This is a genomic window from Comamonas sp. JNW (genome assembly GCF_003105075.1).
Lineage (GTDB): Bacteria > Pseudomonadota > Gammaproteobacteria > Burkholderiales > Burkholderiaceae_C > Comamonas > Comamonas squillarum.
On record NZ_QETI01000003.1, the window covers coordinates 34,481 to 57,010 of the forward strand.

Annotated in this window: 18 protein-coding genes; 9 read left to right on the forward strand and 9 right to left on the reverse strand. The window is 65.1% G+C overall.

What is annotated here, in order from left to right; all coding sequences use genetic code 11:
• Positions 1-8: 8 nt before the first annotated feature.
• Both DCO45_RS05840 and mutS read right to left on the reverse strand, forming a co-directional pair.
• On the reverse strand, positions 9-833 hold the full coding sequence (locus tag DCO45_RS05840) for a proteasome-type protease (RefSeq protein WP_116924966.1): 825 nt from the start codon (positions 831-833) through the stop codon (positions 9-11).
• Positions 830-3,421 carry a DNA mismatch repair protein MutS gene (mutS, locus tag DCO45_RS05845; protein ID WP_182345279.1) on the reverse strand — a complete coding sequence of 864 codons (2,592 nt, stop codon included), beginning with the start codon at positions 3,419-3,421 and terminating at the stop codon, positions 830-832. Before mutS ends, DCO45_RS05840 begins: the two co-directional genes overlap by 4 nt.
• 539 nt (positions 3,422-3,960) lie before the next feature.
• Between mutS and DCO45_RS05850 the strand changes: the two genes are divergently transcribed.
• Positions 3,961-4,353, forward strand: coding sequence for an RcnB family protein (locus DCO45_RS05850; RefSeq protein ID WP_116924967.1), 393 nt, complete (start codon positions 3,961-3,963; stop codon positions 4,351-4,353).
• Between the two features lie 83 nt (positions 4,354-4,436).
• On the opposite strand, the gene DCO45_RS05855 is transcribed toward DCO45_RS05850, so the two are convergent.
• Entirely contained in the window at positions 4,437-5,348 is a 912-nt protein-coding gene (locus tag DCO45_RS05855; RefSeq protein WP_116924968.1) for an inositol monophosphatase family protein, read from the reverse strand.
• A gap of 162 nt (positions 5,349-5,510) precedes the next feature.
• Between DCO45_RS05855 and DCO45_RS05860 the strand changes: the two genes are divergently transcribed.
• Together DCO45_RS05860 and cysE are read left to right on the forward strand one after the other, a co-directional pair.
• Positions 5,511-6,323, forward strand: a complete 813-nt coding sequence (locus DCO45_RS05860) for an RNA methyltransferase (protein WP_116924969.1) — start codon at positions 5,511-5,513, stop codon at positions 6,321-6,323.
• A 39-nt stretch (positions 6,324-6,362) separates the two neighbouring features.
• Entirely contained in the window at positions 6,363-7,142 is a 780-nt protein-coding gene (cysE, locus tag DCO45_RS05865) for a serine O-acetyltransferase (protein WP_116924970.1), read from the forward strand.
• Positions 7,143-7,170: 28 nt separating this feature from the next.
• On the opposite strand, the gene DCO45_RS05870 is transcribed toward cysE, so the two are convergent.
• Complete coding sequence (locus DCO45_RS05870; protein WP_116924971.1) at positions 7,171-7,602, reverse strand: helix-turn-helix domain-containing protein; 432 nt, start codon at positions 7,600-7,602, stop codon at positions 7,171-7,173.
• 149 nt (positions 7,603-7,751) lie between these two features.
• On the opposite strand from DCO45_RS05870, the gene DCO45_RS05875 reads away from it, so the two are divergent.
• Positions 7,752-8,960, forward strand: a complete 1,209-nt coding sequence (locus DCO45_RS05875) for an MFS transporter (protein ID WP_243419259.1) — start codon at positions 7,752-7,754, stop codon at positions 8,958-8,960.
• Here the strand turns inward: DCO45_RS05875 and DCO45_RS05880 are convergent.
• The 4 genes from DCO45_RS05880 to gdhA all read right to left on the reverse strand — a co-directional run bounded on the left by DCO45_RS05880 (position 8,957) and on the right by gdhA (position 14,049).
• Positions 8,957-9,499 carry a DUF2867 domain-containing protein gene (locus DCO45_RS05880; RefSeq protein WP_116924973.1) on the reverse strand — a complete coding sequence of 181 codons (543 nt, stop codon included), beginning with the start codon at positions 9,497-9,499 and terminating at the stop codon, positions 8,957-8,959. The genes DCO45_RS05875 and DCO45_RS05880 overlap by 4 nt on opposite strands.
• A gap of 15 nt (positions 9,500-9,514) precedes the next feature.
• A complete protein-coding gene (gene miaA / locus DCO45_RS05885) occupies positions 9,515-10,540 on the reverse strand; it encodes a tRNA (adenosine(37)-N6)-dimethylallyltransferase MiaA (protein ID WP_116924974.1) in 1,026 nt (341 codons plus the stop codon).
• Positions 10,541-10,699: 159 nt separating this feature from the next.
• Positions 10,700-12,571 carry a M48 family metallopeptidase gene (locus DCO45_RS05890; protein ID WP_116924975.1) on the reverse strand — a complete coding sequence of 624 codons (1,872 nt, stop codon included), beginning with the start codon at positions 12,569-12,571 and terminating at the stop codon, positions 10,700-10,702.
• A gap of 131 nt (positions 12,572-12,702) precedes the next feature.
• The gene (gene gdhA, locus DCO45_RS05895) at positions 12,703-14,049 is read right to left on the reverse strand and encodes an NADP-specific glutamate dehydrogenase (RefSeq protein WP_116924976.1); all 1,347 of its coding nucleotides are present in this window, start codon (positions 14,047-14,049) and stop codon (positions 12,703-12,705) included.
• Between the two features lie 378 nt (positions 14,050-14,427).
• On the opposite strand from gdhA, the gene DCO45_RS05900 reads away from it, so the two are divergent.
• The 4 genes from DCO45_RS05900 to DCO45_RS05915 all read left to right on the forward strand — a co-directional run bounded on the left by DCO45_RS05900 (position 14,428) and on the right by DCO45_RS05915 (position 19,508).
• Positions 14,428-15,036 carry a MarR family winged helix-turn-helix transcriptional regulator gene (locus tag DCO45_RS05900; RefSeq protein ID WP_116924977.1) on the forward strand — a complete coding sequence of 203 codons (609 nt, stop codon included), beginning with the start codon at positions 14,428-14,430 and terminating at the stop codon, positions 15,034-15,036.
• Positions 15,033-16,577, forward strand: a complete 1,545-nt coding sequence (locus tag DCO45_RS05905) for an efflux transporter outer membrane subunit (RefSeq protein ID WP_116924978.1) — start codon at positions 15,033-15,035, stop codon at positions 16,575-16,577. The genes DCO45_RS05900 and DCO45_RS05905 overlap by 4 nt, the downstream gene beginning before the upstream one ends.
• A gap of 80 nt (positions 16,578-16,657) precedes the next feature.
• Entirely contained in the window at positions 16,658-17,896 is a 1,239-nt protein-coding gene (locus DCO45_RS05910; protein ID WP_116924979.1) for an HlyD family efflux transporter periplasmic adaptor subunit, read from the forward strand.
• A gap of 43 nt (positions 17,897-17,939) precedes the next feature.
• Positions 17,940-19,508, forward strand: coding sequence for a DHA2 family efflux MFS transporter permease subunit (locus DCO45_RS05915; RefSeq protein ID WP_021027661.1), 1,569 nt, complete (start codon positions 17,940-17,942; stop codon positions 19,506-19,508).
• Between the two features lie 79 nt (positions 19,509-19,587).
• Here the strand turns inward: DCO45_RS05915 and mutL are convergent, their stop codons facing one another.
• Entirely contained in the window at positions 19,588-21,693 is a 2,106-nt protein-coding gene (gene mutL, locus DCO45_RS05920) for a DNA mismatch repair endonuclease MutL (RefSeq protein WP_116924980.1), read from the reverse strand.
• A gap of 192 nt (positions 21,694-21,885) precedes the next feature.
• Between mutL and DCO45_RS05925 the strand changes: the two genes are divergently transcribed.
• A complete protein-coding gene (locus DCO45_RS05925) occupies positions 21,886-22,530 on the forward strand; it encodes a VTT domain-containing protein (RefSeq protein ID WP_116925236.1) in 645 nt (214 codons plus the stop codon).

A 22,530-nucleotide genomic window follows, 5' to 3' on the forward strand; every position in this document is an offset into this window, starting at 1 on the left:
CTACCGCTTTAGAGCATCACATTTGAATTGGTGATTTTTTTGACCGGCCGGATGGCGCTGTTGTCCGGCTGGATCGATGCGGCCGTATCACCGCTGTCCCAGTGCGGGTCGTCGATGCTGTCAAAGGCCTGGCGCAGCTTGTCACCCCAGGTGTTGCGCACCATGCGGAAGTACTGGTTGAACTCGTCGATGCAGGCGATGTTGTCGCAGGCGAGCTGGTCGGTTTCGTAGACTACCAGGTCCAGCGGCAGGCCCACCGACAGGTTGGATTTGAGCGTGCTGTCCATGGAGACGAGCGCGCATTTGGCCGCTTCATTGAGGGGGGTCTTGGGCGTCAGCACGCGGTCGAGAACGGGCTTGCCATACTTGGCCTCGCCAATCTGGAAGTAGGGGGTCTCGGCCGTGGCCTCGATGAAGTTGCCGGCCGAGTAGACCTGAAAGAGGCGCGGGCTCTCGCCAGCGATCTGGCCGCCAAACACCAGGCTGCAGTTGAAGTCGACGCCAGCGCGCTCGAGCGCCTTGCCATCGCGCTCCTGGATATGGCGCACGGCAGCGCCCAGCACGCGGGTGGCATCGAACATGCTCTTGGCGTTCCAGATGGTGATGGGCGGGCCGCCGTTCTCGTCTTCGAGCTGCTGGGTCTGCAATATCTCGCGCACCGATTGCGAGATCGACAGATTGCCGGCAGACAGCAGCACCATGAAGCGCTCGCCGCGCTTCTCATACACCATCATCTTGCGGAAGGTGCTGATATGGTCCAGGCCCGCATTGGTGCGGGAGTCGGAGAGGAACACCAGGCCGGCGTTCAGCTTGATGGCTACACAATAGGTCATGACTTGTCAGCGAGTCGCTTGAGTGAATACAGTAGATCGAGGGCGTCGCGCGGTGTCAACGTATCGGGTTGCAGCTCGCGCAATTGCGCCTCGACGGCGCTGGGAGTGGGGGTCTCGGCCGAGGCCGGCTGGGCAAACAGGTCCACCTGGGAGTCGCCCGCCTGCTGGCGCGCTTCCAGCGCGGCCAGTGCATGGCGGGCATGGCTGAGCACGGGCGCGGGCATGCCCGCGAGCTTGGCCACCTGCACGCCATAGCTGCGGCTGGCCGGGCCCGGTTGCAGTTCATGCAAAAACACGATGTCGCTGCCCGCTTCGGTCGCGGCCACATGCATGTTGATCGCATGTTTGGCCTTGGCCGGCAGCTCGGTCAGCTCAAAGTAATGGGTGGCGAACAAGGCCAGGGCCTTGGTCTTGTCATGCAGATGCGTGGCAATGCCGCTGGCCAGCGCCAGGCCATCAAAGGTGCTGGTGCCCCGGCCGATCTCGTCCATCAACACCAGGCTGTTGGGGGTGGCGCTGTGCAGGATCTGCGCGGCCTCGGTCATCTCCAGCATGAAGGTGGACTGGGCATTGGCCAGGTCATCGGCCGCGCCGATGCGGGTGTGGATCGCGTCGATGGGCCCGAGCAGGCAGCGCGTGGCGGGCACATAGCTGCCCATGCTGGCGAGCAGCGCAATCAGCGCCACCTGGCGCATATAGGTCGATTTACCGCCCATATTGGGGCCGGTGATGATCTGCAGGCGCTGCAGGCTCGACAGCCGCGTGTTGTTGGCGATGAAGGAAGCGTTGGAGGTTTCGGCCAGGCGCGCTTCCACGACCGGGTGGCGGCCGGCATCGATGTCGATGCAGGGCTCGGGCACAAACTGCGGCGCGCACCAGTTCAGGGTCAATGAGCGCTCGGCGAGCGCACACAGCGCATCGAGCGAGGCAATCGCCTGGCCCACACGCGTGAGGGCGCTGACATGCGGCTGCAACTGGTCGAGCACCTGCTCGTACAACCATTTCTCGCGCTGCAAGGCGCGTTCCTGGGCCGACAGCGCCTTGTCTTCGAAGGTCTTGAGCTCGGGCGTGATAAAGCGCTCGGCGTTCTTCAAGGTCTGGCGGCGGCGGTAGTCGTCGGGCACCTTGTCCTTGTGGCTGCTGGTGACCTCGATATAGAAGCCATGCACCTTGTTGAACTGCACGCGCAGGTTGCTGATGCCGGTGCGCGCTTTTTCGCGCGTCTCCAGGTCCAGCAAAAAGGCATCGCAATTCGTCTGGATCGCGCGCAGCTCATCCAGCTCGGTATCAAAACCGTTTGCAATCACGCCGCCGTCGCGCACCAGCGCTGCGGGCTCGGGATCGATCGCACGGATCAGCAACTCCATCGCCTCCAAGGGCGGCTGCAGCGCTTCAAAAATCTCGCCCAGCAGTGGCGCGGGCGCAGCGGCATTGCGCGCCAGCTGCTGGGCCTTTTGCAAGGTCAAACCCAGCGCTACCAACTCGCGCGGGCGCACCTGGCGCAGGGCGATGCGGGCGGTGATGCGCTCCACATCGGAGACACCCTTGAGCTCGGTGCGCAGAATCTGCCACGGCGCTGCCGACAGCGTGTCGCTGTCGCCGCGCAGCACGGCGATGGCGCCCAGGCGCGCACGCGCATCGCTGCGGTCGCGGCTGGGTTCGAGCAACCAGCTCTTGAGCAAGCGGCTGCCCATGCCGGTCTGGCAGGTATCGATCAGCGAGAACAAGGTCGGGCCGTCCTCGCCGCGCAAGGTCTTGACCAGCTCCAGATTGCGGCGGGTGGTCGCAGGCAGGTCGATCAGTGCATCGTCGCGCACCACATGGATGGTCTGCACATGAGGCAGGTTGCGGCCCTGGGTGTGCTCGGCATAGGTCAGCAGCGCGCCAGCGGCCGCATGGGCAGCATACAAGGTCTGCGCATTCCAGGCCTGCAGGCTGGCCGCGCCCAGTTGCTCGAGCAGCTTGCGCTCGCCCAGCTTCTCGTCAAACTGCCAGTCGGGGCGCAGCGCCAGCGGGCAGGTCAGCACGCCGCTGCTGCGCAGCTGGTAGAGCGATTGCTCAAAGCGCTGCGAGGCACCGGCGCTGTAGGCCACTTCGCTGGGCGCAATGCGCGCAATCCAGGCGGGCAGCTCTTCATGCGTGCACTCGGCCAGAAAAATCTTGCCCTGGGTGACGCTGAGCCACGCCAGGCCACAGCGGGCGCGCTGGGCCTGGTGCACCACCAGCAGCATGGCCTCGGCCTTGTCGCTCATCAGCTCGCTGTCGGTCACCGTGCCGGGCGTGACCACGCGCACCACCTTGCGCTCGACGGGGCCCTTGCTGGCCCCCACTTCGCCCACCTGCTCGCAAATCGCCACCGATTCGCCGAGCTTGAGCAAGCGCCCCAGGTAGTTCTCCAGCGCATGGAAGGGCACGCCCGCCATCGGAATCGGCTGGCCGGCCGACTGGCCGCGCTGGGTCAAGGTGATATTGAGCAGCTGCGCGGCCTTCTCGGCATCGCCATAAAACAACTCGTAAAAATCCCCCATGCGGTAGAACAGCAAGGTGTTGGGGTGGTCAACTTTGGCAGCATGGTATTGCTGCATCATGGGCGTATGCGATGAAAAATCGGCTTTTGTCAGCGTTGGATTTTCCATTGGGTTTGAACTCATCTATTGGTATGGGTTGGTATGCATCCAACTTGGCATGGCATGGGTGATGGGGTTGGCACCGGGCCCATAAAGGCGGGCACCACCGGCGGTGCATCAGGGGGCAGGGTGGCTGCGCCTGTGTGCGTCTGGCCGCTATGCGCATCATACAAGGCTGGCTGGGGGGCGATTGGCCTGGGCGGGGTGAGCATATTAACGCAATTGGCGAATAAAGTTGGCGGTCACTCGCATGCAGCGCATGGAAATATCTGGCAGATCTGCCATGCAAGGAGTTCTCGGCGCGGGTGGGCGCCGCAGCGGCAAGCGCCGCTATCTTTGAAGAGATTTAACACCCCGATGCGAATGTAAAGCCCATCGCACCGCCTCGAAAATCTCGGTAAAGCTGCCCGATTCCTACCACCTTGCCCTCAGGCTTGCGCCATCATGGGTTGCAAGCAAGGCGGTTCTGCCTTGTGCTCTACAAGGATAGGAGGTCCTCAATGACAAACGCAACGACAACATGGATGAGCCGTATCGCCGCCGCTGCACTGGTGGCTACGATGGGGGCTGGAGCAGTCGGCGTGCAAGCGCAACCGCGCCCGCCGCAGGAGGTGCACCGCCATGATGACCGGGGTCGTGCGCAGCCCGATCGCCGCCATGATGCGCACCGGCCCGATGCGCGCAACCACCGCGGTGCGGGGCCGGACCACCGCTGGGTCAAGGGCTCGCGCGTGCCGCCCCAGTACCGGGCGCATGGCTATGTGGTCAATGACTGGCGCGGACACCGCCTGAGCTCGCCTCCGCGCGGCTACCACTGGATCCAGAATGGCGGTGACTACCTGCTGGTGGCCATTGCGTCTGGTGTGGTTGCGCAGATCGTGTTTGGCAACTGACAGACAGAGGCGGTTTTCTGATCGCCCTACGACAAAGCCCACAGGCCTGGCCTGTGGGCTTTGTCGTAGGAGAGTGCGGAAATTTACTCGGCTTGCTCGGCGTCGGGCTCGGCCGGGGTGTCCGCAGCGGGCTCGGCGCCGTCGTCGTTCAGCGCCTGGCGCACGGCAGCCTTGTCGCCTGCGCTGGCAAACTTGCTGTACTTGGCGAGGATGGGCACCAACTGGCCGTAGATGCGGGGCGTGCCGGCCAGCACTTCGCGCTGCTCCAGGAAGTCGGCTTCACCGGTGAAGTTGCCGACCAGGCCACCGGCCTCGGTCACCAGCAGCGAGCCCGCTGCCACGTCCCAGATGCTCAGGCCCGTTTCAAAGAAACCATCGCTGAAGCCGGCGGCCACATAGGCCAGGTCCAGCGCCGCTGCGCCGGGGCGGCGCACGCCGCTGGTGCGCTGCATCACATCGCCGAGCATGGCCATGTACTGCTTGAAGTTGTCGCCCGGACGGAAGGGGAAGCCGGTGGTGATCAGTGTGTCGCGCAGCTGGGTGCGCTTGGACACGCGGATGCGGCGCTCGTTCAGGAAGGCGCCACGGCCACGGGTTGCGGTGAACAGGTCGTTGCGGGTGGGGTCGTACACCACGGCTTGCTCGACGCGGCCGTTCACGGCCAGCGCGATGCTGACGCAGTAGACGGGGAAGCCGTGGATGAAGTTGGTGGTGCCGTCCAGCGGATCGATGATCCAGATGTGGTTGGAGCGGGGGTTGCCGTATTCGTTGCCCGATTCTTCGGCGAGGATGCCGTGGTCCGGGTAGGCGGTCAGCAAGGTCTCGATGATCGCTTGCTCGGAGGCCTGGTCCACTTCAGTCACAAAGTCGTTCACCTGTTTGGTCGATACCCGCACCGATTCCACGTCAAGCGCGGCACGGTTGATGATGGCGCCAGCAGCGCGAGCGGCCTTGATGGCCATGTTGAGCATGGGGTGCAGGGAGGAGGACGACATAAATTGTGTGGGCGTAAGTGGGGCAGCAAAAACGCTGCGAAACGCTGGGGCAAGAGCGGCAAGTAGACCGCGGCCGGCGATGCGGCAGCGACAATAGGGGCTAGATTGTACCTGCGGTCGATTTTTTTCGCTGGTGCATGTCCATTTTTGCTCGACCTGTCTATGAAAACCCGTTTTGTTCTGATCGAAACCAGCCACGCCGGCAATGTGGGCGCCGCCGCCCGCGCCATCAAGACCATGGGTTTCGATGACCTGGTACTGGTGCGCCCGCGCTGGAGCAATGTGCTGCGCAAGGAAGAAACCATCCAGCGCGCCAGCGGCGCACTGGATGTGCTGGCCAACTGCCGCATTGTGGCCACCGTGGAGGAAGCGCTCGATGGCATGAGCCACCTGTGCGCCACCGCGATGACCCCGCGTGACTTTGGCCCGCCCGCGCGCACTCCGCGCGAGCACTTTGCGCTGCTGCTGCAAGGCGCGCTGGCCGCCCAGGCCGGGCCGGGTCCGCTGGATGAAGAGACCACCCCCGCAGCCAGCGACGCCGCAGCCGCCAACCCCAGCGGCGAGAGTGGCGTGGCCTTTTTGTTTGGCTGCGAGCGCTATGGCATGGCCAATGAGGATGTGTACCGCTGCCATGTGGCGCTGTCGATTCCGACCAATCCGGATTTTGGCTCGCTCAACTTGGCCTCGGCCGTGCAGGTGGTGGCCTATGACTGGCGCCAGGCACTGGGCGGCTATGGCGTGAGCGATGTGGCGGCGCGGGGCGAGCGGGCCGATGCGCAGCAGGTGGCGGGCATGCTGGCGCACTGGCAGCAGGCGCTGGCCGAGATCGGCTTTCTGGACCTGGATGCGCCCAAGAAGCTGATGCCCCGGCTCAACCAGATGTTCAACCGCGCGCAACTGACCCAGGAGGAAATCCATATCCTCAGAGGTGTTGCCAAGGCCATGCTGCGCACGGCCGAGGCCACAAAACGCTAGACTGGCGGGCCCTCGAATACTTATATAACCATTGTTTCCATGCTTGACCGCCTGCGCTCCGATATTCAGTGCATCCTCGACCGCGATCCTGCTGCCCGCAGCCGTTGGGAGGTCATCACCTGTTATCCCGGTCTGCATGCGATCTGGATGCAGCGTCCTGCGCACTGGTGCTGGAGCCATGGATTCAAATGGACGGGCCGTTTCATCTCGCACATGGCCCGCTGGCTGACCGGCATCGAGATCCACCCCGGCGCGCAGATTGGCCGCAATGTCTTTATTGATCACGGCATGGGTGTCGTGATTGGCGAGACCGCGGTTGTCGGCGACGGCTGCACCATCTACCACGGCGTCACCCTGGGCGGCACCACGCTCTACAAGGGCGCCAAACGCCATCCCACCTTGGGCAAGAACGTGGTGGTGGCTGCGGGTGCCAAGGTGCTGGGCGGCTTTGAGGTGGGCGACGGCGCCAAGATCGGCAGCAATGCCGTGGTCATCAAGCCGGTGCCTGCGGGTGCCACCGCCGTGGGCATCCCCGCGCGCATCATTGCCTCGCGCCAAGGCGCCAGCGCCGATGTGACCGAGGCCCAGCCTGAGCAGAAGTTTGCCGCCTACGGCGTGACGCAGGAAGACGATCCTCTGTCCAAGGCCATGCGCGGCATCATCGACAGCGCGGCCGGCCATGAGCAGCAGATCACCATGCTCTGGGCTGCCATCGAGAAGCTGTCGCTGCAAAGCAAGCTGGGCGATTGCGTGCCTTGCGATGCGCAGCGAGAGACAGAATTTGAAGCCCAGAAGCTGAGCGACCTGGTCGGCAAGTAAGGCCCTGGCCTGTCTTGCTAATAAGCGGCTAGCCCAGCTTGCGCACCATGGCGGCGCTGGGCGCCAGCACCTGGCCATCGGCGGTTTGCGGCTGCATGCGCGCCACGGGTTTGCCGCTGGCTTTTTCCACCAAACTCGAATGCGCCTCGCCCGGCGCGAACAGCTGGTCCTCGCCCCATTGCCTGAGCGCCACCACCACCGGGAACAGGCCCAGGCCCTTGGCCGTCAGCGCATATTCCTGGTAGGCACTGCCGTCGGATGCGGGCTGCGTCTGCAGCACGCCCGCGTCCACCAACTTGCGCAAGCGGTCGCTCAGGATATTGCGCGCCATGCCCAGGTTGCGCTGCAAATCGCCGAAGCGCTGCACGCCGTCAAAGGCATCCCGCACGATCAAGAGCGACCAGCGGTCGCCAATGGTATCGAGCGCTCGCGCAACGGGGCAGGGCTCAGGCTGGGTCATGCGGTATCCTCCAAGTTTTCATTTGAGTTGCATTTTAAAACTGGAATGCCTAGAATTCATCTGGTTTTAAATTAAAACTAGATTGTGATGACTCGATGACTTCCTATTCCTGTGTTGATACCCCGGGCCGGCACGTCCAGCATCCTGTCGTGCCATCAGGCCTGGTGGGGCTGTTCGCCGTGGCCGCTGGCGCCAGCGTGGCCAATGTGTACTACGCCCAGCCCTTGTTGGATGCGGTGGCGCTGGACCTGGGCATACCGCTGGCTGCGGTCGGTGGCGTGATCACCGCCACGCAGCTGGGATCGGCCCTCGCCTTGCTGCTGCTGGTGCCCTTGGGCGACCGGGTCAACCGGCGCCCCTTGATGGCCTGGCAATTGCTGGCCCTGGTGATGGCGTTGCTGGCCGTGGCCATCGCGCCTTCTGCGCCGCTGTTGATGGGGGCGATGCTGGCGGTGGGCTTGCTGGGCACCGCGATGACCCAGGGCCTGATCGCCTACGCCGCCAGTGCAGCGCCGCCCGATGCCCAGGGCCGGGTGGTGGGGGGCGCGCAAAGCGGAGTTTTTATCGGCCTGCTGCTGGCGCGGGTACTGGCCGGGGCCGTGGGCGATGCCTGGGGCTGGCGCAGCGTCTATATGGCATCGGCGGCGCTGATGCTGGCGATGGCGCTGCCACTGTGGTGGTGGTTGCCAGTGCTGGCGCATCGGCCATCCACCCTGGGCTATAGACAACTGGTGGCGTCGATGGGCAGCCTGCTGCGGCGCGACCGGGTCCTGCAGGTGCGCGGGGTGCTGGCCTTGCTGATGTTTGCCGCGTTCAGCATTTTCTGGAGCAGCCTGGTGCTGCCGCTGCGCGCAGCGCCTTTTGGTTTTTCGCACACTGCCATTGGCCTGTTTGGCCTGGTAGGTGCCGCCGGCGCGTTGGCAGCGACGCTAGCAGGGCGCTGGGTGGACAGGGGCCAGGCGCAGCGCGCATCAATGTGGGCCTTGCTGGCCTTGCTGCTGGCCTGGCTGCCCTTGGCCGGTTTGGGCGGGCTGCCCGATCCGCGCTGGGCGATCACAGCCTTGGTGTTGGGCATTGTGCTACTGGATCTGGGGGGCCAGGCCTTGCATGTCAGCAACCAGGGCCTGATCTTTGCGCGCAGCAGCGATGCGCACAGCCGCGTGGTCGCCGTCTACATGCTGTTCTATGCAGTAGGCAGCGGCCTGGGCGCCATCAGCGCCACCAGCGTCTATGCCTATGCGGGGTGGCTCGGCGTGTGTGCGCTGGGTGCGGTGGTCAGCGGCAGCGCGCTGCTGTTTTGGCGGGCGACCTGCGACTGGATGCGTGCGGATCCTGCGAACGCCGCTGCGAACGCTTAGGCCGCTGCAGGTTGTGCCTGGCCCAAGGCGGCTAGCACCGCAGGTGCAATGCGCCGGTGCATCGGCGCCACCGGCAGCATATACAAGTGGCCGAGCAGGTTGTGGACATGCACCACCGTCGTGATGGTGATGGCGACCTGGTCCTGGCGGCCCGCCACAGGCGCGCGGTGGACGCTGAGCACCACGTTCAAATGCTTGTCGCTGTCGCCGATCAGTGCTTCACCTGCGCTGTTCTCTAACACCGTAAAAACGCCCACGCGCTCGCCAGGCTGGTAGGCGCTGGCGGGCCGCTGCGGGTCGATCTGGGAGAGGGTGCCCAGGTTCTTGAGCCCTACCAGCTGTCCAACCCGGTTGCGGGCCTGCATGCACCACTCAATCCAGCGCGGCGTGCGCGCGACTGCGGCCAGAAAATAGGCCAGCGCCGGCTCGCCGGTCTGCGCGGTGTGGATGCACCAGGCATCCTGAAAATGCGCGCCGGCTAGGCGCTCGGCGATGCGGCTGCCCGCAGGCGGCCGTGTTTCTTGCGGTTGGGTGGGCATGGTGTGGGCCCGCGTTTAGGCGCCAGCAGCGGCGAGCCGGGCGCTGGCGGCGCGCAGCCATTGGTCCAGCGCACCCGGCGCATCGCAGGCAATCGCTTGGCGGGCGGGCATGCTGCGCAGCCAGGTGATCTGGCGCTTGGCCAGCTGGCGCGTGGCGGCAATGCCTTGCTCGCGCATCTCGGCCCACAATGCGGGCGGCACGTCGCGCTCGGTGTGCACGGCAATGCCTCGCTCTGCGCAGCGGTCGAGCATCTCCCACATCTGGCGGTAGCCCACGCAGCGCATCGATGGCAGATTCAGCTGCAGATCGCCGCGCGCGCGCAGCTGCTGCACCTCGGCCAAGAATCCCTGGGCCAGCATCTGGTCGTAGCGCAGCGCAATGCGCGCATGCAGCCAGGCGCGGTCGCTGGGCTCCAAACTGAAGAGCTGAAAACTGGGCGCCAGCTGCAGCAGTGGCGACGGCCGCTTTTGCTGCGCATGGAAGTGCGACAGCGGCTGGCCGCTGATGCGCCAGACCTCCAGCGCGCGCTGCACCCGCTGGCTGTCGCCCGGCGCGAGGCGCTGCGCGGTCACCGGGTCAACCTGCGCCAGCAGCCCATGCATATGGGGCCAGCCATGGAGGGCGGCTTCGGCATCAAGCTGGGCGCGAACTGCCGGGTCGGCGGCGGGCATATCGTCCATGCCATCCATCAGCGCCTTGAAGTACAGCATGGTGCCGCCCACCAGCAAGCTGATGCCGCCCCTCGCATGGATTTGCGCGACCAGCGCCAGCGCATCGCGCACAAACTCGGCCGCGCTGTAGGCGTCCAGCGGGTCGCGGATATCGAGCAGGTGGTGGGCAATGCCGGCCTGCTCCTGCACGCTGGGCTTGGCCGAGCCAATGTCCATGCCCCGGTAGATGAGGGCCGAGTCCACGCTGATGATCTCGACGGGCCGCGCCGCGCCCAGTTGCTGCGCCAGCGCAATGGCAGCGCCGGTCTTGCCGGAGGCGGTGGGGCCTGCCAGGCCCAGGCAGAGAGGAGAGCTTGCAGCGGATGGCACGGTAAAGAAGCGGTGAGCTGGCCACGCAGGGACCCTATGCAGGCATGGGGGCTGGCGCAGACAGCTATCAATACAGGAGTGATGTCTGGCCGCCAGTGTAGGGCCAAAGCGAAGCCAACTGGCTGGGCGGGAGTTTTCGATGCAGGCCTGACGCTGGTTCTACAGAGTGGCGAGGTAAATGGGTTGGCGCGCGTGGCGCCTTGCCTCTTCTTCGCTGGCCGGCTCGCCCGGGCCCACGCACATCACCAGCAGCATGCCGGGCAGGTCGATATCAGCGTACAGCGCGCGGCGCAGCTCGCTGCGTTGCTCTTCATGGAGGCGAGGGGCCTGCACCAGCAGCAGATGGATGCGCAGCTCGGGCATGCTTGATTCTGGTTTGCTGAGCAGCCAGGCTTGGCTGATCGGCTTGAACAGGGCCAGCTCGCCGCGCAGATCGGCCAGCTCGAAGGCGCTCAGATCGTTCACGCGCGTGCCCTGGAACACAGGGGCCTGCTGCAAGCGGTCAAAAAATTCCTGCTGTTGCTGTTCGGCCTCGCGGGCGCGGTCACGCCACAGGCGCATGGCGGCAGCGTCGTAGCTGCTTTGCTTGGCCTGGGCCTCCAGCATGCCCACCATCGCCCGCGTGGCATAGGGACGGTAGCTCGGGGCGGTCTGCCACAGCGCCTCCAGGCATTTTTGCTGCAAGGCGGTATCGCTGGTGGGCAGGCAGGCGGACAGTCCGGCCAGCGCGCCGGGGTGCTGCGCATCACGGGCCAGCACCTGCTCGTAGAGCTGGCGCACGGGGGCCTGGCAGTCGATCTTGCGCTCAATGCGCGCGCGCTCGATCAGCTCTGCATTGCTGGAGTGGGCCGCATTGGCACGCAGCTGCTGGGCATGCTGCTGCCAGCGCGCCATGCGTGCATGGTGCTGCTTCCAGGTGCTGGCGTTGTCCTTGCACCAGCGGGCGTCGAACTGCTGCATCCATTCCGCAGCCTTGGGGCCCAGCAGGCTGACGGCGCCTTTGGTGGACCAGCTGGGCAGGCCAGGGCGCTCGCCACTGATGGCCTCCACCCGGTCGCGCAAGGCGGGATGGGTGTCGTCCACATCGCTGATCCGCGCGAGCGCCTGGCGCAGGGCCTGTTGCGCAAATGCCGGCTCGGGCTTGAGGCGCAGCAGGGCCTGCATGGCACTGAACGGCCCCTGGGGCAGCGGGTGCTGGGCTGCGCTGCGCCAGTGCTGGCCCCAGAAGGCATCGCTCAGCCAGGCGGCCTTGATCTCCAGCTCGGTCAGTGTGGCAGCCGCCACGTCGGCCCCCAGCAGCTGGGCGGCGATGCGGTCGGCCTCGTACTCGTCCTGCCGGGCCATCGCAAAGGTCTTGGCGGCAAAGCGCGGAAAGTACCAGTTCAGGAACGAGCGGGTGGCTGCGGCCATCGGGCCGTCATCTTCGCGCATGCTGTAGTAAAGCTTGAGCCAGGCGCGCCGCGAGCGGTACACCCAGGCGCTGAGGCGATTATGGTTCTCGCGCAGATGGCCGTATTCATGGGCCAGCACGGCCATCACCCTGGCCTTGTCGAGCGCCATCAGCAGCGGCAGGCCAATCATCAGGTAGTTGACCGAGCCGCCCAGCATGCCAAAGCGGGGCCGCTGCCAGATGGCGGCATTGAAGTCATCTTGCAGGTAGACGGCATCGATGGCCGGGCCCTTGACCTTGCGGCGTATGCGATCGAGCGCCTTGAACAGCTCCGGAGCCTCGGCCTCGGTAATGGCAATGCCTTCGGGCTCGTCGGCCGGGCCCGTCCACAGTGCTTTGAAGCTGGTCCACAGCAGGCCCAGCGCAAACACCAGCGCCAGCACATAGCCGCCGCGAAACTGGCCGCGCACTGCCTGGGCCACGACAAAGCCGAGGACGCCCAGACTGAGCACCAGGCAGCCCACCACCCAGAGGTAGCCCAGCAGCGCAAACCGGATGACGCTGCGCCGGTAGGCGGCGCTGTCGTTGGCGCTTTCTATTTCGCTCTCGCGCACCAGATGGATAAAGTCCGCTTGCTCCATGGCCCGCCCCTCATACCTTGTCGTTGTGGTTGTCGTTGTGATGTTCTGGCGCGCAGCAAAAAGCCCCCAGCGCGCTGAACGATGGGGGCATTGTGCAGTGGGTGCTGACCGGGCGCTATGCCCGGGCGTTTTTACAACACGCCTTGGGCCAGCATGGCGTCGGCCACCTTCACAAAGCCGGCGATATTGGCGCCGTCGATATAGCTCATGGTGCCGTCGTCGCGCTGGCCGTACTTGACGCAAGCCGAGTGGATGCCTTCCATGATTTCAAAGAGGCGCTGGTCGACTTCGGCAGCGGGCCAGCTCAGGCGCAGCGCGTTCTGGCTCATCTCCAGGCCGGAGGTGGCGACGCCGCCGGCGTTCGATGCCTTGCCGGGCGCGTAGAGCACGCCGGCCTTTTCAAAGGCCTTGACCGCTTCGATGGTACAAGGCATGTTGGCGCCTTCGGCCACGCACAGCACGCCGTTCTTGATCAGGGTCTGGGCGTCGGCCAGTTCCAGCTCGTTCTGGGTGGCGCAGGGCAGGGCCACGTCGGCCTTGATGAACCAGGGGGTTTTGCCTTCGTAGTACTCCACGCCCGGCACTTGCTTGGCGTAGTCGCTCACGCGGCCGTACTGCTTGTTCTTGATGTCCATCAGCTTGACCAGCTTGTCACCGTCAAAACCGGCCGCGTCGTAGATGGTGCCCGAGGAGTCAGAAGCCGAGACCACCTTGGCGCCCAGTGCCATGGCCTTGTCGATGGCGAACTGCGCCACATTGCCCGAGCCCGAAACCGAGACCGTCAGGCCTTCGAAGCTCTTGCCACGGGTCTTGAGCATTTCCTGCGCAAAGTAGACGGTGCCAAAGCCGGTGGCTTCGGGGCGGATCAGCGAGCCGCCAAAGGCCAGGCCCTTGCCGGTGAACACGCAGTCGGCGCGGTTGGCCAGCTTTTTATACATGCCGGCCATGAAGGCCACTTCCCGGCCGCCCACGCCGATATCGCCGGCGGGCACGTCAGTGTCCGAGCCCACATGGCGGAACAGTTCGCTGATGAAGGCCTGGCAGAAGCGCATCACTTCGGCATCGCTCTTGCCCTTGGGGTCGAAGTCCGAGCCGCCCTTGCCGCCGCCCATGGGCAGCGTGGTCAGCGCGTTCTTGAATGTCTGCTCAAACGCCAGGAACTTGAGCACCGACAGGTTGACCGAGGGGTGAAAGCGCAGGCCGCCCTTGTAGGGGCCGATGGCCATGCTGTGCTGGATGCGGTAGCCACGGTTGACCTGCACCACGCCCTGGTCGTCCACCCAGCTGACGCGAAAACTCACCACGCGCTCGGGCTCGACCAGGCGTTCGAGCAGGCTGTGCTGGGCGTAGCGGGGGTTCTTCTCGATGAAGGGCCACAGGCTTTCCATGACTTCGGTCACGGCCTGCAAGAACTCGGGCTGGCCGGGGTTGCGCTGTTCGACGTAAGCGAGAAACTGGGCCAGGGATTGGTGTTGCATGGACAAACTTTCAAGGTCTAAAGCCGGCTTGCACTGATTTTGTGCGAGGGCCGAGGTGTGCACAGCGATGGTGCGCCATCGCGCCGAAAACCGACATTATGCCGAATCCGCATGCATTAATGCATAAAACCCACATGGAATGACCCTGAACAATCAGCGGTTCGCACTGGTTTGGTGCTTTTTGAGGGCGCGAGCGGCTTTGCGGGCCTGCTGCCATGCCCTGAAATGGGGCTGTGCTGGGGGCTGGCTGTCACCCCGGGCGCTGCAGTGCCACAAATCTGTGTGCCGATTGTGGTCTTTGCCTCTTCAACAATTGCCTAGGCAATGAATGATTGGATAATCATTGCCTTGTAAACCATTTCAGAAAGGGCCTGCGGCATGACCGATTCGCACCAGGAAAATCCCGCGTCTGCTGGCGAGGACCAAGAAGCGCTGGCGGGCGGCTTTCCCGAGATTGAAGCCATCCGGCCGGTGGATTTCCCCTGCTGGCTGATGCGCATCATCTCCACTGTGGTGCGTGCCGAGGTGGACCGCCGCATGGAGCCGCTGGGCCTGACGCAGGCGCAGTGGATTCCTGTGCTGCACCTGGCCAGCGGCAAGGCCCATACGGCGGCCGACTTGGCGCGCCGCACCTTGCAGACCCCGGGCGCGATGACGCGGCTCATCGACCGCCTGGTCGACAAGGGCATCATCGAGCGCGAACGCTCCACCGACGACCGCCGCGTGGTCAGCCTGTGCCTGACCGAGGAGGGGCTGGCTGCTGCAAGGCAGGTGCCCGATATCGTCAAAGGCGTCAACAGCGCCGCGCTCAGCCCGTTGTCACCCGATGAATTGACCCAGTTCCACGGTTACCTGCGCCGCATCTATGAGGCCATGCCCAACACCTTGTCGGTGGACATGTGCCTACCCCCCGATGGCTGCGCCGGTGACGCCACCGACAACTCCGACAACACAGCACAGCAGCCCGGCAAGGAGAGGGCAGTATGACCAGCAGTTTTTCATTTGTGGGCGCCGACCGCCGGCTGGCCCTGTCAGCCATTGCGCTGGCGGCCAGCACGTTCATCGCCGGATGCGCCGATATGCGCGGCATCGATACCCATGCCCAGATGCGCTCGCCGCAGTCCGTCGGCTTGCTCACTGAGCCTTCAGCGGCAGACCAGGCCGCGACCGTGGCCCCGGTCGATGCGCAGTGGTGGAAGGCGCTGGGCGATGCGCAGCTCAATGCGCTGATCGATACCGCCTTGGCCGACAGCCCCAACCTGCAATCGGCGCAGGCGCGCATCCGCAAGGCCTGGTCGCTGGCGCAGGTCAGTGAGTCAGCAATGGGCCCGCAGGTCAATGGTCAGGCCAGTGCCGCGCGCAACCATGCGCCGGCCAATGGCATGATTCCGCCGCCCCTGGCGGGCAACAACTACAGCACGGCAGAGGCGCGTATCAATGGCAGCTGGTCGCTGGACCTGTTTGGCAAGCACCGCGCTGCGCTCGATGCCGCCGTGGGCTCGGCCCGCGCGGCCCAGGCCGACATGGACGCCGCCCGCGTGCTGCTGACCAGTTCCATGGTGCAGGCCTATGTGCAGCTGTCCCGTCTGCAGGCGCAGGAAGAGGTGGCCATGCGCGCCATCGACCAGCGTGCCCACACCTTGCAACTGGTGCGTGACCGCTATGACGCAGGCCTGGACACCACGTTGGAAGTGCGCCAAAGCGAGAGCGGCGTGCCGCAAGCCAAGGTGCAGCTGCTGCAAGTGCGTGAGCAAAAGCAGCTGGCACAAAACGCGTTGGCCGCGCTGATGGGCCAGCCCGCACGCGCCCAGGAATTGGTCGCATCGCCTATCACACAACTGAGCCTGCCGCGTTTTCCGTCGCAGCTGTCATCCAACCTGCTGGGGCGCCGTGCCGATATTGTGGCCGCGCGCTGGCGCGTGGAAGCGGCCGAGCAGGGCATTCGCCAGGCCAAGGCCGAGTTCTATCCCGATATCAATCTGACCGCGTTCCTGGGTCTGTCGAGCATAGGCTTTAACAACTTTGCCAAGGGCAGCGCGCGTGAATGGGGCGTGGGCCCGGCGCTGAGCCTGCCGATCTTTGATTCGGGCCGGCTGCGTGCCAACCTGAGCGGCACATCGGCCGACTACGAGCTGGCCGTGCAGGCCTACAACCAGGCGGTGATCACGGCGGTACACGATGTGGCCGACCAGGTCGCCAGCGTGCGCGCCGCGCAGGCCCAACTGCCCGAGCAGCGCCGCGCTGCCGATGCCGCGCAAAGCGCGCTCGATATTGCCAACCAGCGCTATGCCGCAGGGCTTGGCACCTATTTGAATGTGCTGTCGGCCGAGACCAATGTGCTCACCCAGCGCCAGCAGATGGTGGATGTCGAGGCCCGCATTCTGTCGACCAATGCTGCGCTGGCCCAAGCTTTGGGTGGGGGCTACCAGCAGCAGACCCAGAGCAGCAGCAACAGCGACAGCAATGCCGAATTGGACGGCAACTTCCCCACCCAGACCAACGCCCCGATGGACAGCGCCAAGAGCTGACCTGCCCACCTCGCGTGCAACACACATAAGCAAGACCTTGAAGGCCAAGCCTCTCGTCACATAACTCGCTACGCAATACCATGTCGAACAACAACACCTCCGCTTCTCCCTCCGCCGCGCCCGCTGCCCCTGAGGCACCGGCAGCCCAGCCGCGCAAAAAATGGCTGCTGCGCCTGACGGGCATCGTCATCGTGCTGGGCGCCGCCTACGGCATCTATGACTGGATGGTCAACAGCCACTTCGAAGAAACCGACAACGCCTATGTGCAGGGCAATCTGGTGCAGATCGCGCCGCAGACCGCCGGCACGGTGCAGTCCATCCTGGCCGATGACACCGACTATGTGAAGGAAGGCCAGCCGCTGGTGCGCCTGGACCCGGCTGATGCCAAGGTGGCCTTCGAGCAGGCCAAGGCCAACCTGGCCCAGGCGGTGCGCCAGGTGCGCACCCTGTATGTGAACAATGGCTCCTACACTGCGCAGATCGCGCAGCGCCAGGCCGAGGTGGCCAAGGCCAAGAACGACCTGGTGCGCGCGCAAAGCGACCTCAAGCGCCGCCAGGCTCTGACGGGCAATGGCGCCGTATCGAAGGAAGAGCTGAGCCATGCGCAAAGCCAGGTCGATGCCGCCCAGGCAGCGGTCAATGCGTCGCAGGCCGCCGTCAACACGGCGCGCGAGCAACTGGCCAGCAACCAGTCGCTGACCGAAGGCATCAGCGTGAACGACCACCCCAATGTGCTGACCGCTGCGGCCAAGGTGCGTGAGGCCTATCTGGCGATGCAGCGCAATGAGCTGGTCTCGCCCGTCTCGGGCGTTGTGGGTAAGCGCTCGGTGCAGGTGGGCCAGCGCGTGGCTCCCGGCACGCCGCTGATGACCGTGGTGCCGATGAACCAGCTCTGGGTGGAGGCCAACTTCAAGGAAAACCAGCTGCGCAACCTGCGCCTGGGCCAGCCCGTCAAGATGACGGCCGATCTCTACGGCAAGAAGGTCGAGTACAGCGGCACGGTTGAAGGCCTGGGGGTGGGCACCGGCTCGGCCTTCTCGCTGCTGCCCGCGCAAAACGCGACGGGCAACTGGATCAAGGTCGTGCAGCGCGTGCCGGTGCGCATTGCGCTCGATGCCAAGCAGGTGCAGGAGCACCCGCTGCGCGTGGGCCTGTCGATGCTGGTCGATGTGGACATCCAGAACCAGGACGGCAAGCTGCTGGCCGATGTGCCGCGCAAGGAGCCCCTGGTGCAGACCAATGTCTATGAGGTGCAGGACGAAGGCGCCGATGCGGTGATTGCGCAGGTCATCGCCAGCAACGCCGGCAAGAAGCTGTAATTTTTGACCAGGGGCCGCCCAGAGGGTGGCCCAAGGATGCGTTATGGCAACTTCCAATCCCTCGCTACCCCACCCGCCGCTCGAAGGCTCGGCGCGCCTCATCGGCACCCTGGCGCTCTCAGCTGCGGTGTTCATGAATGTGCTGGACACGTCGATCGCGAACGTGTCGCTGCCGGCCATTGCCGGTGACCTGGGCGTCAGCGCCAACCAGGGCACCTGGGTGATCACCAGCTTTGCCGTGGCCAATGCGATCTCGGTGCCGCTGACCGGCTGGCTGTCGATGCGCTTTGGCCAGGTGCGCTTGTTCATGCTCAGCGTGACCTTGTTCGTGATCTCGTCCTGGCTCTGCGGCCTGGCCCCAAACATGACGACCTTGATCGCGTTCCGCATCTTGCAGGGCTTTGTCGCCGGGCCGATGATTCCGCTGTCGCAGTCGCTGCTGCTGGCCAGTTACCCGCGCGCGATGGCGGGCACGGCCATGGCCTTCTGGTCGATGACGACCCTGATCGCGCCGGTGATGGGGCCGCTGCTGGGCGGCTGGATCACCGACAACATGTCCTGGCCCTGGATCTTCTACATCAATGTGCCGGTCGGCATGCTGTCCGTGGGCGCCACCTGGGCGATCTTCCGCAACCGGGATTCGGTCCGCAAGGCCTTGCCGATCGATGCGATCGGTCTGGGGCTGCTGGTGGTCTGGGTCTCGGCGATGCAGATCATGCTCGATATCGGCAAGGAGCACGACTGGTTCCAGTCGCCGATGGTGGTCGCCTGTGCGGTGATTGCGGTCGTTGGCCTCTTGTACTTCCTGATCTGGGAGCTGGGCGACAAGCACCCGGTGGTGGACCTGCGCCTGTTCAAGAACCGCAATTTCTGGGCGGGCACCCTGGCCATCTCGGTGGGCTATGGCCTGTTCTTCGGCAATGTGGTGCTGCTGCCTTTGTGGCTGCAGCAGTTCATGGGCTACACGGCAACGGACGCGGGCCTGGTGCTGGCGCCGGTGGGCTTGCTGGCGCTGGTGCTCTCACCGGTGGTGGGCAAGACCATCCACAAGGTCGATCCCCGGCGCTATGCGACGGCCTCGTTCATCGTCTTCGGTCTGGTGATGTGGATGCGTTCGCGCTTCAACACCCAGGTGGACCTGACGACCATCATGATCCCGACCATCGTGCAGGGTGCGGCCATGGCAGGCTTTTTCATCCCGCTGATGACCATCACCTTGAGCGATATCCCGCCCGAGAAAATGCCCAGTGCATCGGGCCTGTCGAACTTTGTGCGGATCACTGCCGGTGCCGTCGGTACCTCGGTCGCCACCACCCTTTGGGAGCGCCGCGCCACCTTGCACCATGCGCAACTGGTCGAGCACATCAGCCTGGGCGATGGCCCCACCGCGCAAGTGGTGCAAGGCCTGCAGGCCAGCGGGCTTACGCTGCAGCAGGCGCTCGCCCGGGTCGACCAGCTGGTCAACCAGCAGGCCTTTATGCTGGCGGCCAATGATATTTTCTGGGCCTCGTCGATGCTGTTCCTGCTGCTGATCCCGCTGGTCTGGCTGGCCAAGGGCCCCAAGAAGGGCCAGGGCGGCGGCGGATCGGAGGCAGCATCGGCTGCGCACTGATCCAGCACTGCACACGGCTGCATACATGGAAAAAGGAAGCCTCGGCTTCCTTTTTTCGGTCTGGGCGCTGGGGCGCGGTTTAGCGGCCGCGCAAGAACAGCGCGTCCAGCTCCTTCATGCTCAGCTGGCGCCAGGTGGGCCGGCCATGGTTGCACTGGTCCGAGCGCTCGGTGTGCTCCATATCGCGCAGCAGCGCATTCATCTCGTCGATGGTGAGTTGCCGGTTGGCGCGCACGGCGCCGTGGCAGGCCATCGTCCCCAGGATCTCGTTGCGGGCGCGCTGCACGACGGTGCTGGCATCGTGCTGGGCCAGCTCAGCGAGCACGCTGCGCGCCAGCTCTACCGGGTTGCCCTGGGCCAAGGTGGTGGGTGTGGCGCGCACGGCCAGGGTCTTGGGCGAGAAGGGCACGACCTCTAGCCCCAGCTGGGCCAGGGTCTCGCTGTGGTCTTCGGCGGTGGCCACTTCTTCGGGTGTGGCCGAGAAGGTCGCGGGAATCAGCAGCGGCTGGCTGGCAATGGCGCTGTTGGCATCGCCGTCATCGAGCTGGCTTTTGAGGCGCTCGTAGACGATGCGCTCATGGGCGGCATGCATATCGACAATGACCATGCCCTGGGCGTTTTCTGCGAGGATATAGACGCCATGGATTTGCGCCACGGCGCGGCCCAGCGGCCAGGGGTTGTCGGCAGATTCCGGAGGCAGGGTGGGCACCAGCGGCGCGCCGGCGGCCATCGCGCCGGCAGCGGGTTGCGGGTTCCAGCGCGGGCTCGCTTCCTGCACCTGCCAGGGCGTGGCATCGATGCTGGTCGCTGTGTTGCTGGACATGCCTGCCAGCGCTGCATCCGGCGTTGCAGCGCCCCCGCCCTGGCCCCAGAGCGCAGCCGTTTGCTGCAGCGCCTGCAGGCCGTTGACGCGGGGCGGGGCCTCAAAGCGCATCGCAGTCTGTGCCTGGGGGGCTGGCGCATAGGCCTGGCCGGGCAAGGCGGTGGGCTGGCCCGCAGCGGCGGCTGTGGGTGCGGCGGCCGCTGCATCCAGCAACTGCTGGGCACGCGGGGCGGCCAGCGCGTTCTCCACGCCATGCAGCACCGCCTGGTGCACCTCGCGGCTATCGCGAAAGCGCACCTCGATCTTGGTCGGGTGCACATTCACATCGACGCGCATCGGATCGAGGCTGATATAGAGCGCATAGACCGGCTGGCGGTGGCCGTGCAGCACATCTTCATAAGCGGCGCGGGCCGCATGGGTGAGCACCTTGTCGCGCACAAAGCGGCCGTTGACATAGCAGAACTGCTGGTCGGCACGCGAGCGAGCGGCATCGGGCAGACCCGCGCGGCCGCGCACCTGCACATGGCCAGCCTGGTAGTTCACAACAATCGATTGCTCGAGAAAATCGGGGCCCAGCACATCGGCCAGGCGCTTGTCCATCGCGCGCTGCTCCAGCTGCTGCCAGGCAGCGTCGTCGGGCTGGTCTTGATCGTTGCGGGGCGGCAGCGTGGCGCGCCATTGTTCCACCAGCTTGCCCTCATGCCAGATCGCAAAGCCCACGCCCGGGCGGGTGAGCGCATGGCGGCGCACGGCCTCGACGCAATGGGCGAGCTCGGTGGCATCGGTTTTCAGGAACTTGCGCCGCGCAGGCGTGCTGAAAAACAGCTCCTTGACCTCCATCGTCGTGCCGGGGTTGCGGGCGGCCGGGCGCAGCTCGCCACTGCGGGCATCGAGCAGGTAGGCGGACTCTTGCTGGGCGGGGCGCGAGAGCACGCTCATCTCCGACACCGAGGCAATGGCTGCCAGCGCCTCGCCTCGGAACCCCATGGTCGCCACCGACTCCAGGTCATGCAGGTTGCGGATCTTGCTGGTCGCGTGGCGGCGCAGCGCAATCGGCAGCTCTTCGCGCGGAATGCCGCAGCCGTCGTCTTCGACGGTGATCAGCCGCACGCCACCGGCGAGCAGGCGCACGGTGATGCTGGTGGCGCCCGCATCGAGCGCATTGTCGACCAGCTCGCGTACGACGGAAGCGGGGCGCTCGACCACCTCGCCGGCCGCAATCTGGCTGACCAGCTCATCGGGCAGATCCTGGATGGGTCGGCGCGCGGGCGCCGCGCTGCTGCCACTGTCGGCTGCAGGCGTCAGGGCGTCGTTGGGGGCGTCTGCCGGGTCAAGGGTGGCGGGTGCGGTATCAGCGGTCATGCAGGGATTTTAGGCAAAGCCGCCTGGCATTCGGGGTAAAGTGTGCAATCGCCACTTTGGGCTCTGGGGCTGTGCCTCTGAGGGCTGGGAGGGTGGCATCCAGATGGTTTGCCGCAGGGTCTCATGACCGCTGCGGTTTTTGTGTAGAGAGGTTGTGTTTTGGAATTCTTCAGCTGGTTCATCGATGCAGGCATGCATTTGATTGACTTCATCTTGCATGTCGACAAGTACCTGGAAGCTTTTGTAACGACCTACGGCATGTGGGTCTATGCGCTGCTGTTTCTGATCGTCTTTGTCGAGACCGGTGTCGTGGTGATGCCCTTCTTGCCCGGCGATTCGCTGCTGTTCATCGTCGGCGCCATGTGCGGCGCGGGGCTGATGAGTTTTCCGCTGGCTACCGGCTTGCTGTTTGCGGCGGCCTTCCTCGGCGACCAATGCAATTACCAGATCGGCCACCATTTGGGGCCCAAGGTGTTCAAGTGGGAGAACTCGCGCTGGTTCAACCGCAAGGCCTTTGACAAGGCCCATGCGTTCTACGAGCGCTATGGCGGCATCACCATCATCCTGGCGCGCTTCATGCCATTTGTGCGTACCTTTGCGCCCTTTGTCGCGGGCGTTGCCAACATGAACCGTGCCAAGTTCATTGCCTACAACCTGATTGGCGCGGCCATCTGGGTATTTGGCATCTGCGCGGCGGGCTACTTCTTTGGCAACCTGCCCTGGGTCAAGGCCAACCTGGAGAAGATCATCTGGGGCCTGATCCTCGTGCCTGGCCTGCTGGCCATCTTTGGCGCCTGGCGCGCCGGCAGGAACGAGAAGGCCGCTGGCGCCGTCTGA

Bases quoted from the DNA above. Each gene is read 5' to 3' on its own strand.
- DCO45_RS05840 (WP_116924966.1), bottom strand. From the start codon at position 833: ATGACCTATTGTGTAGCCATCAAGCTGAACGCCGGCCTGGTGTTCCTC.
- mutS (WP_182345279.1), bottom strand. From the start codon at position 3,421: ATGATGCAGCAATACCATGCTGCCAAAGTTGACCACCCCAACACCTTG.
- DCO45_RS05850 (WP_116924967.1), top strand. From the start codon at position 3,961: ATGACAAACGCAACGACAACATGGATGAGCCGTATCGCCGCCGCTGCA.
- DCO45_RS05855 (WP_116924968.1), bottom strand. From the start codon at position 5,348: ATGTCGTCCTCCTCCCTGCACCCCATGCTCAACATGGCCATCAAGGCC.
- DCO45_RS05860 (WP_116924969.1), top strand. From the start codon at position 5,511: ATGAAAACCCGTTTTGTTCTGATCGAAACCAGCCACGCCGGCAATGTG.
- cysE (WP_116924970.1), top strand. From the start codon at position 6,363: ATGCTTGACCGCCTGCGCTCCGATATTCAGTGCATCCTCGACCGCGAT.
- DCO45_RS05870 (WP_116924971.1), bottom strand. From the start codon at position 7,602: ATGACCCAGCCTGAGCCCTGCCCCGTTGCGCGAGCGCTCGATACCATT.
- DCO45_RS05880 (WP_116924973.1), bottom strand. From the start codon at position 9,499: ATGCCCACCCAACCGCAAGAAACACGGCCGCCTGCGGGCAGCCGCATC.
- DCO45_RS05890 (WP_116924975.1), bottom strand. From the start codon at position 12,571: ATGGAGCAAGCGGACTTTATCCATCTGGTGCGCGAGAGCGAAATAGAA.
- gdhA (WP_116924976.1), bottom strand. From the start codon at position 14,049: ATGCAACACCAATCCCTGGCCCAGTTTCTCGCTTACGTCGAACAGCGC.
- DCO45_RS05900 (WP_116924977.1), top strand. From the start codon at position 14,428: ATGACCGATTCGCACCAGGAAAATCCCGCGTCTGCTGGCGAGGACCAA.
- DCO45_RS05905 (WP_116924978.1), top strand. From the start codon at position 15,033: ATGACCAGCAGTTTTTCATTTGTGGGCGCCGACCGCCGGCTGGCCCTG.
- DCO45_RS05910 (WP_116924979.1), top strand. From the start codon at position 16,658: ATGTCGAACAACAACACCTCCGCTTCTCCCTCCGCCGCGCCCGCTGCC.
- DCO45_RS05915 (WP_021027661.1), top strand. From the start codon at position 17,940: ATGGCAACTTCCAATCCCTCGCTACCCCACCCGCCGCTCGAAGGCTCG.
- mutL (WP_116924980.1), bottom strand. From the start codon at position 21,693: ATGACCGCTGATACCGCACCCGCCACCCTTGACCCGGCAGACGCCCCC.
- DCO45_RS05925 (WP_116925236.1), top strand. From the start codon at position 21,886: ATGCATTTGATTGACTTCATCTTGCATGTCGACAAGTACCTGGAAGCT.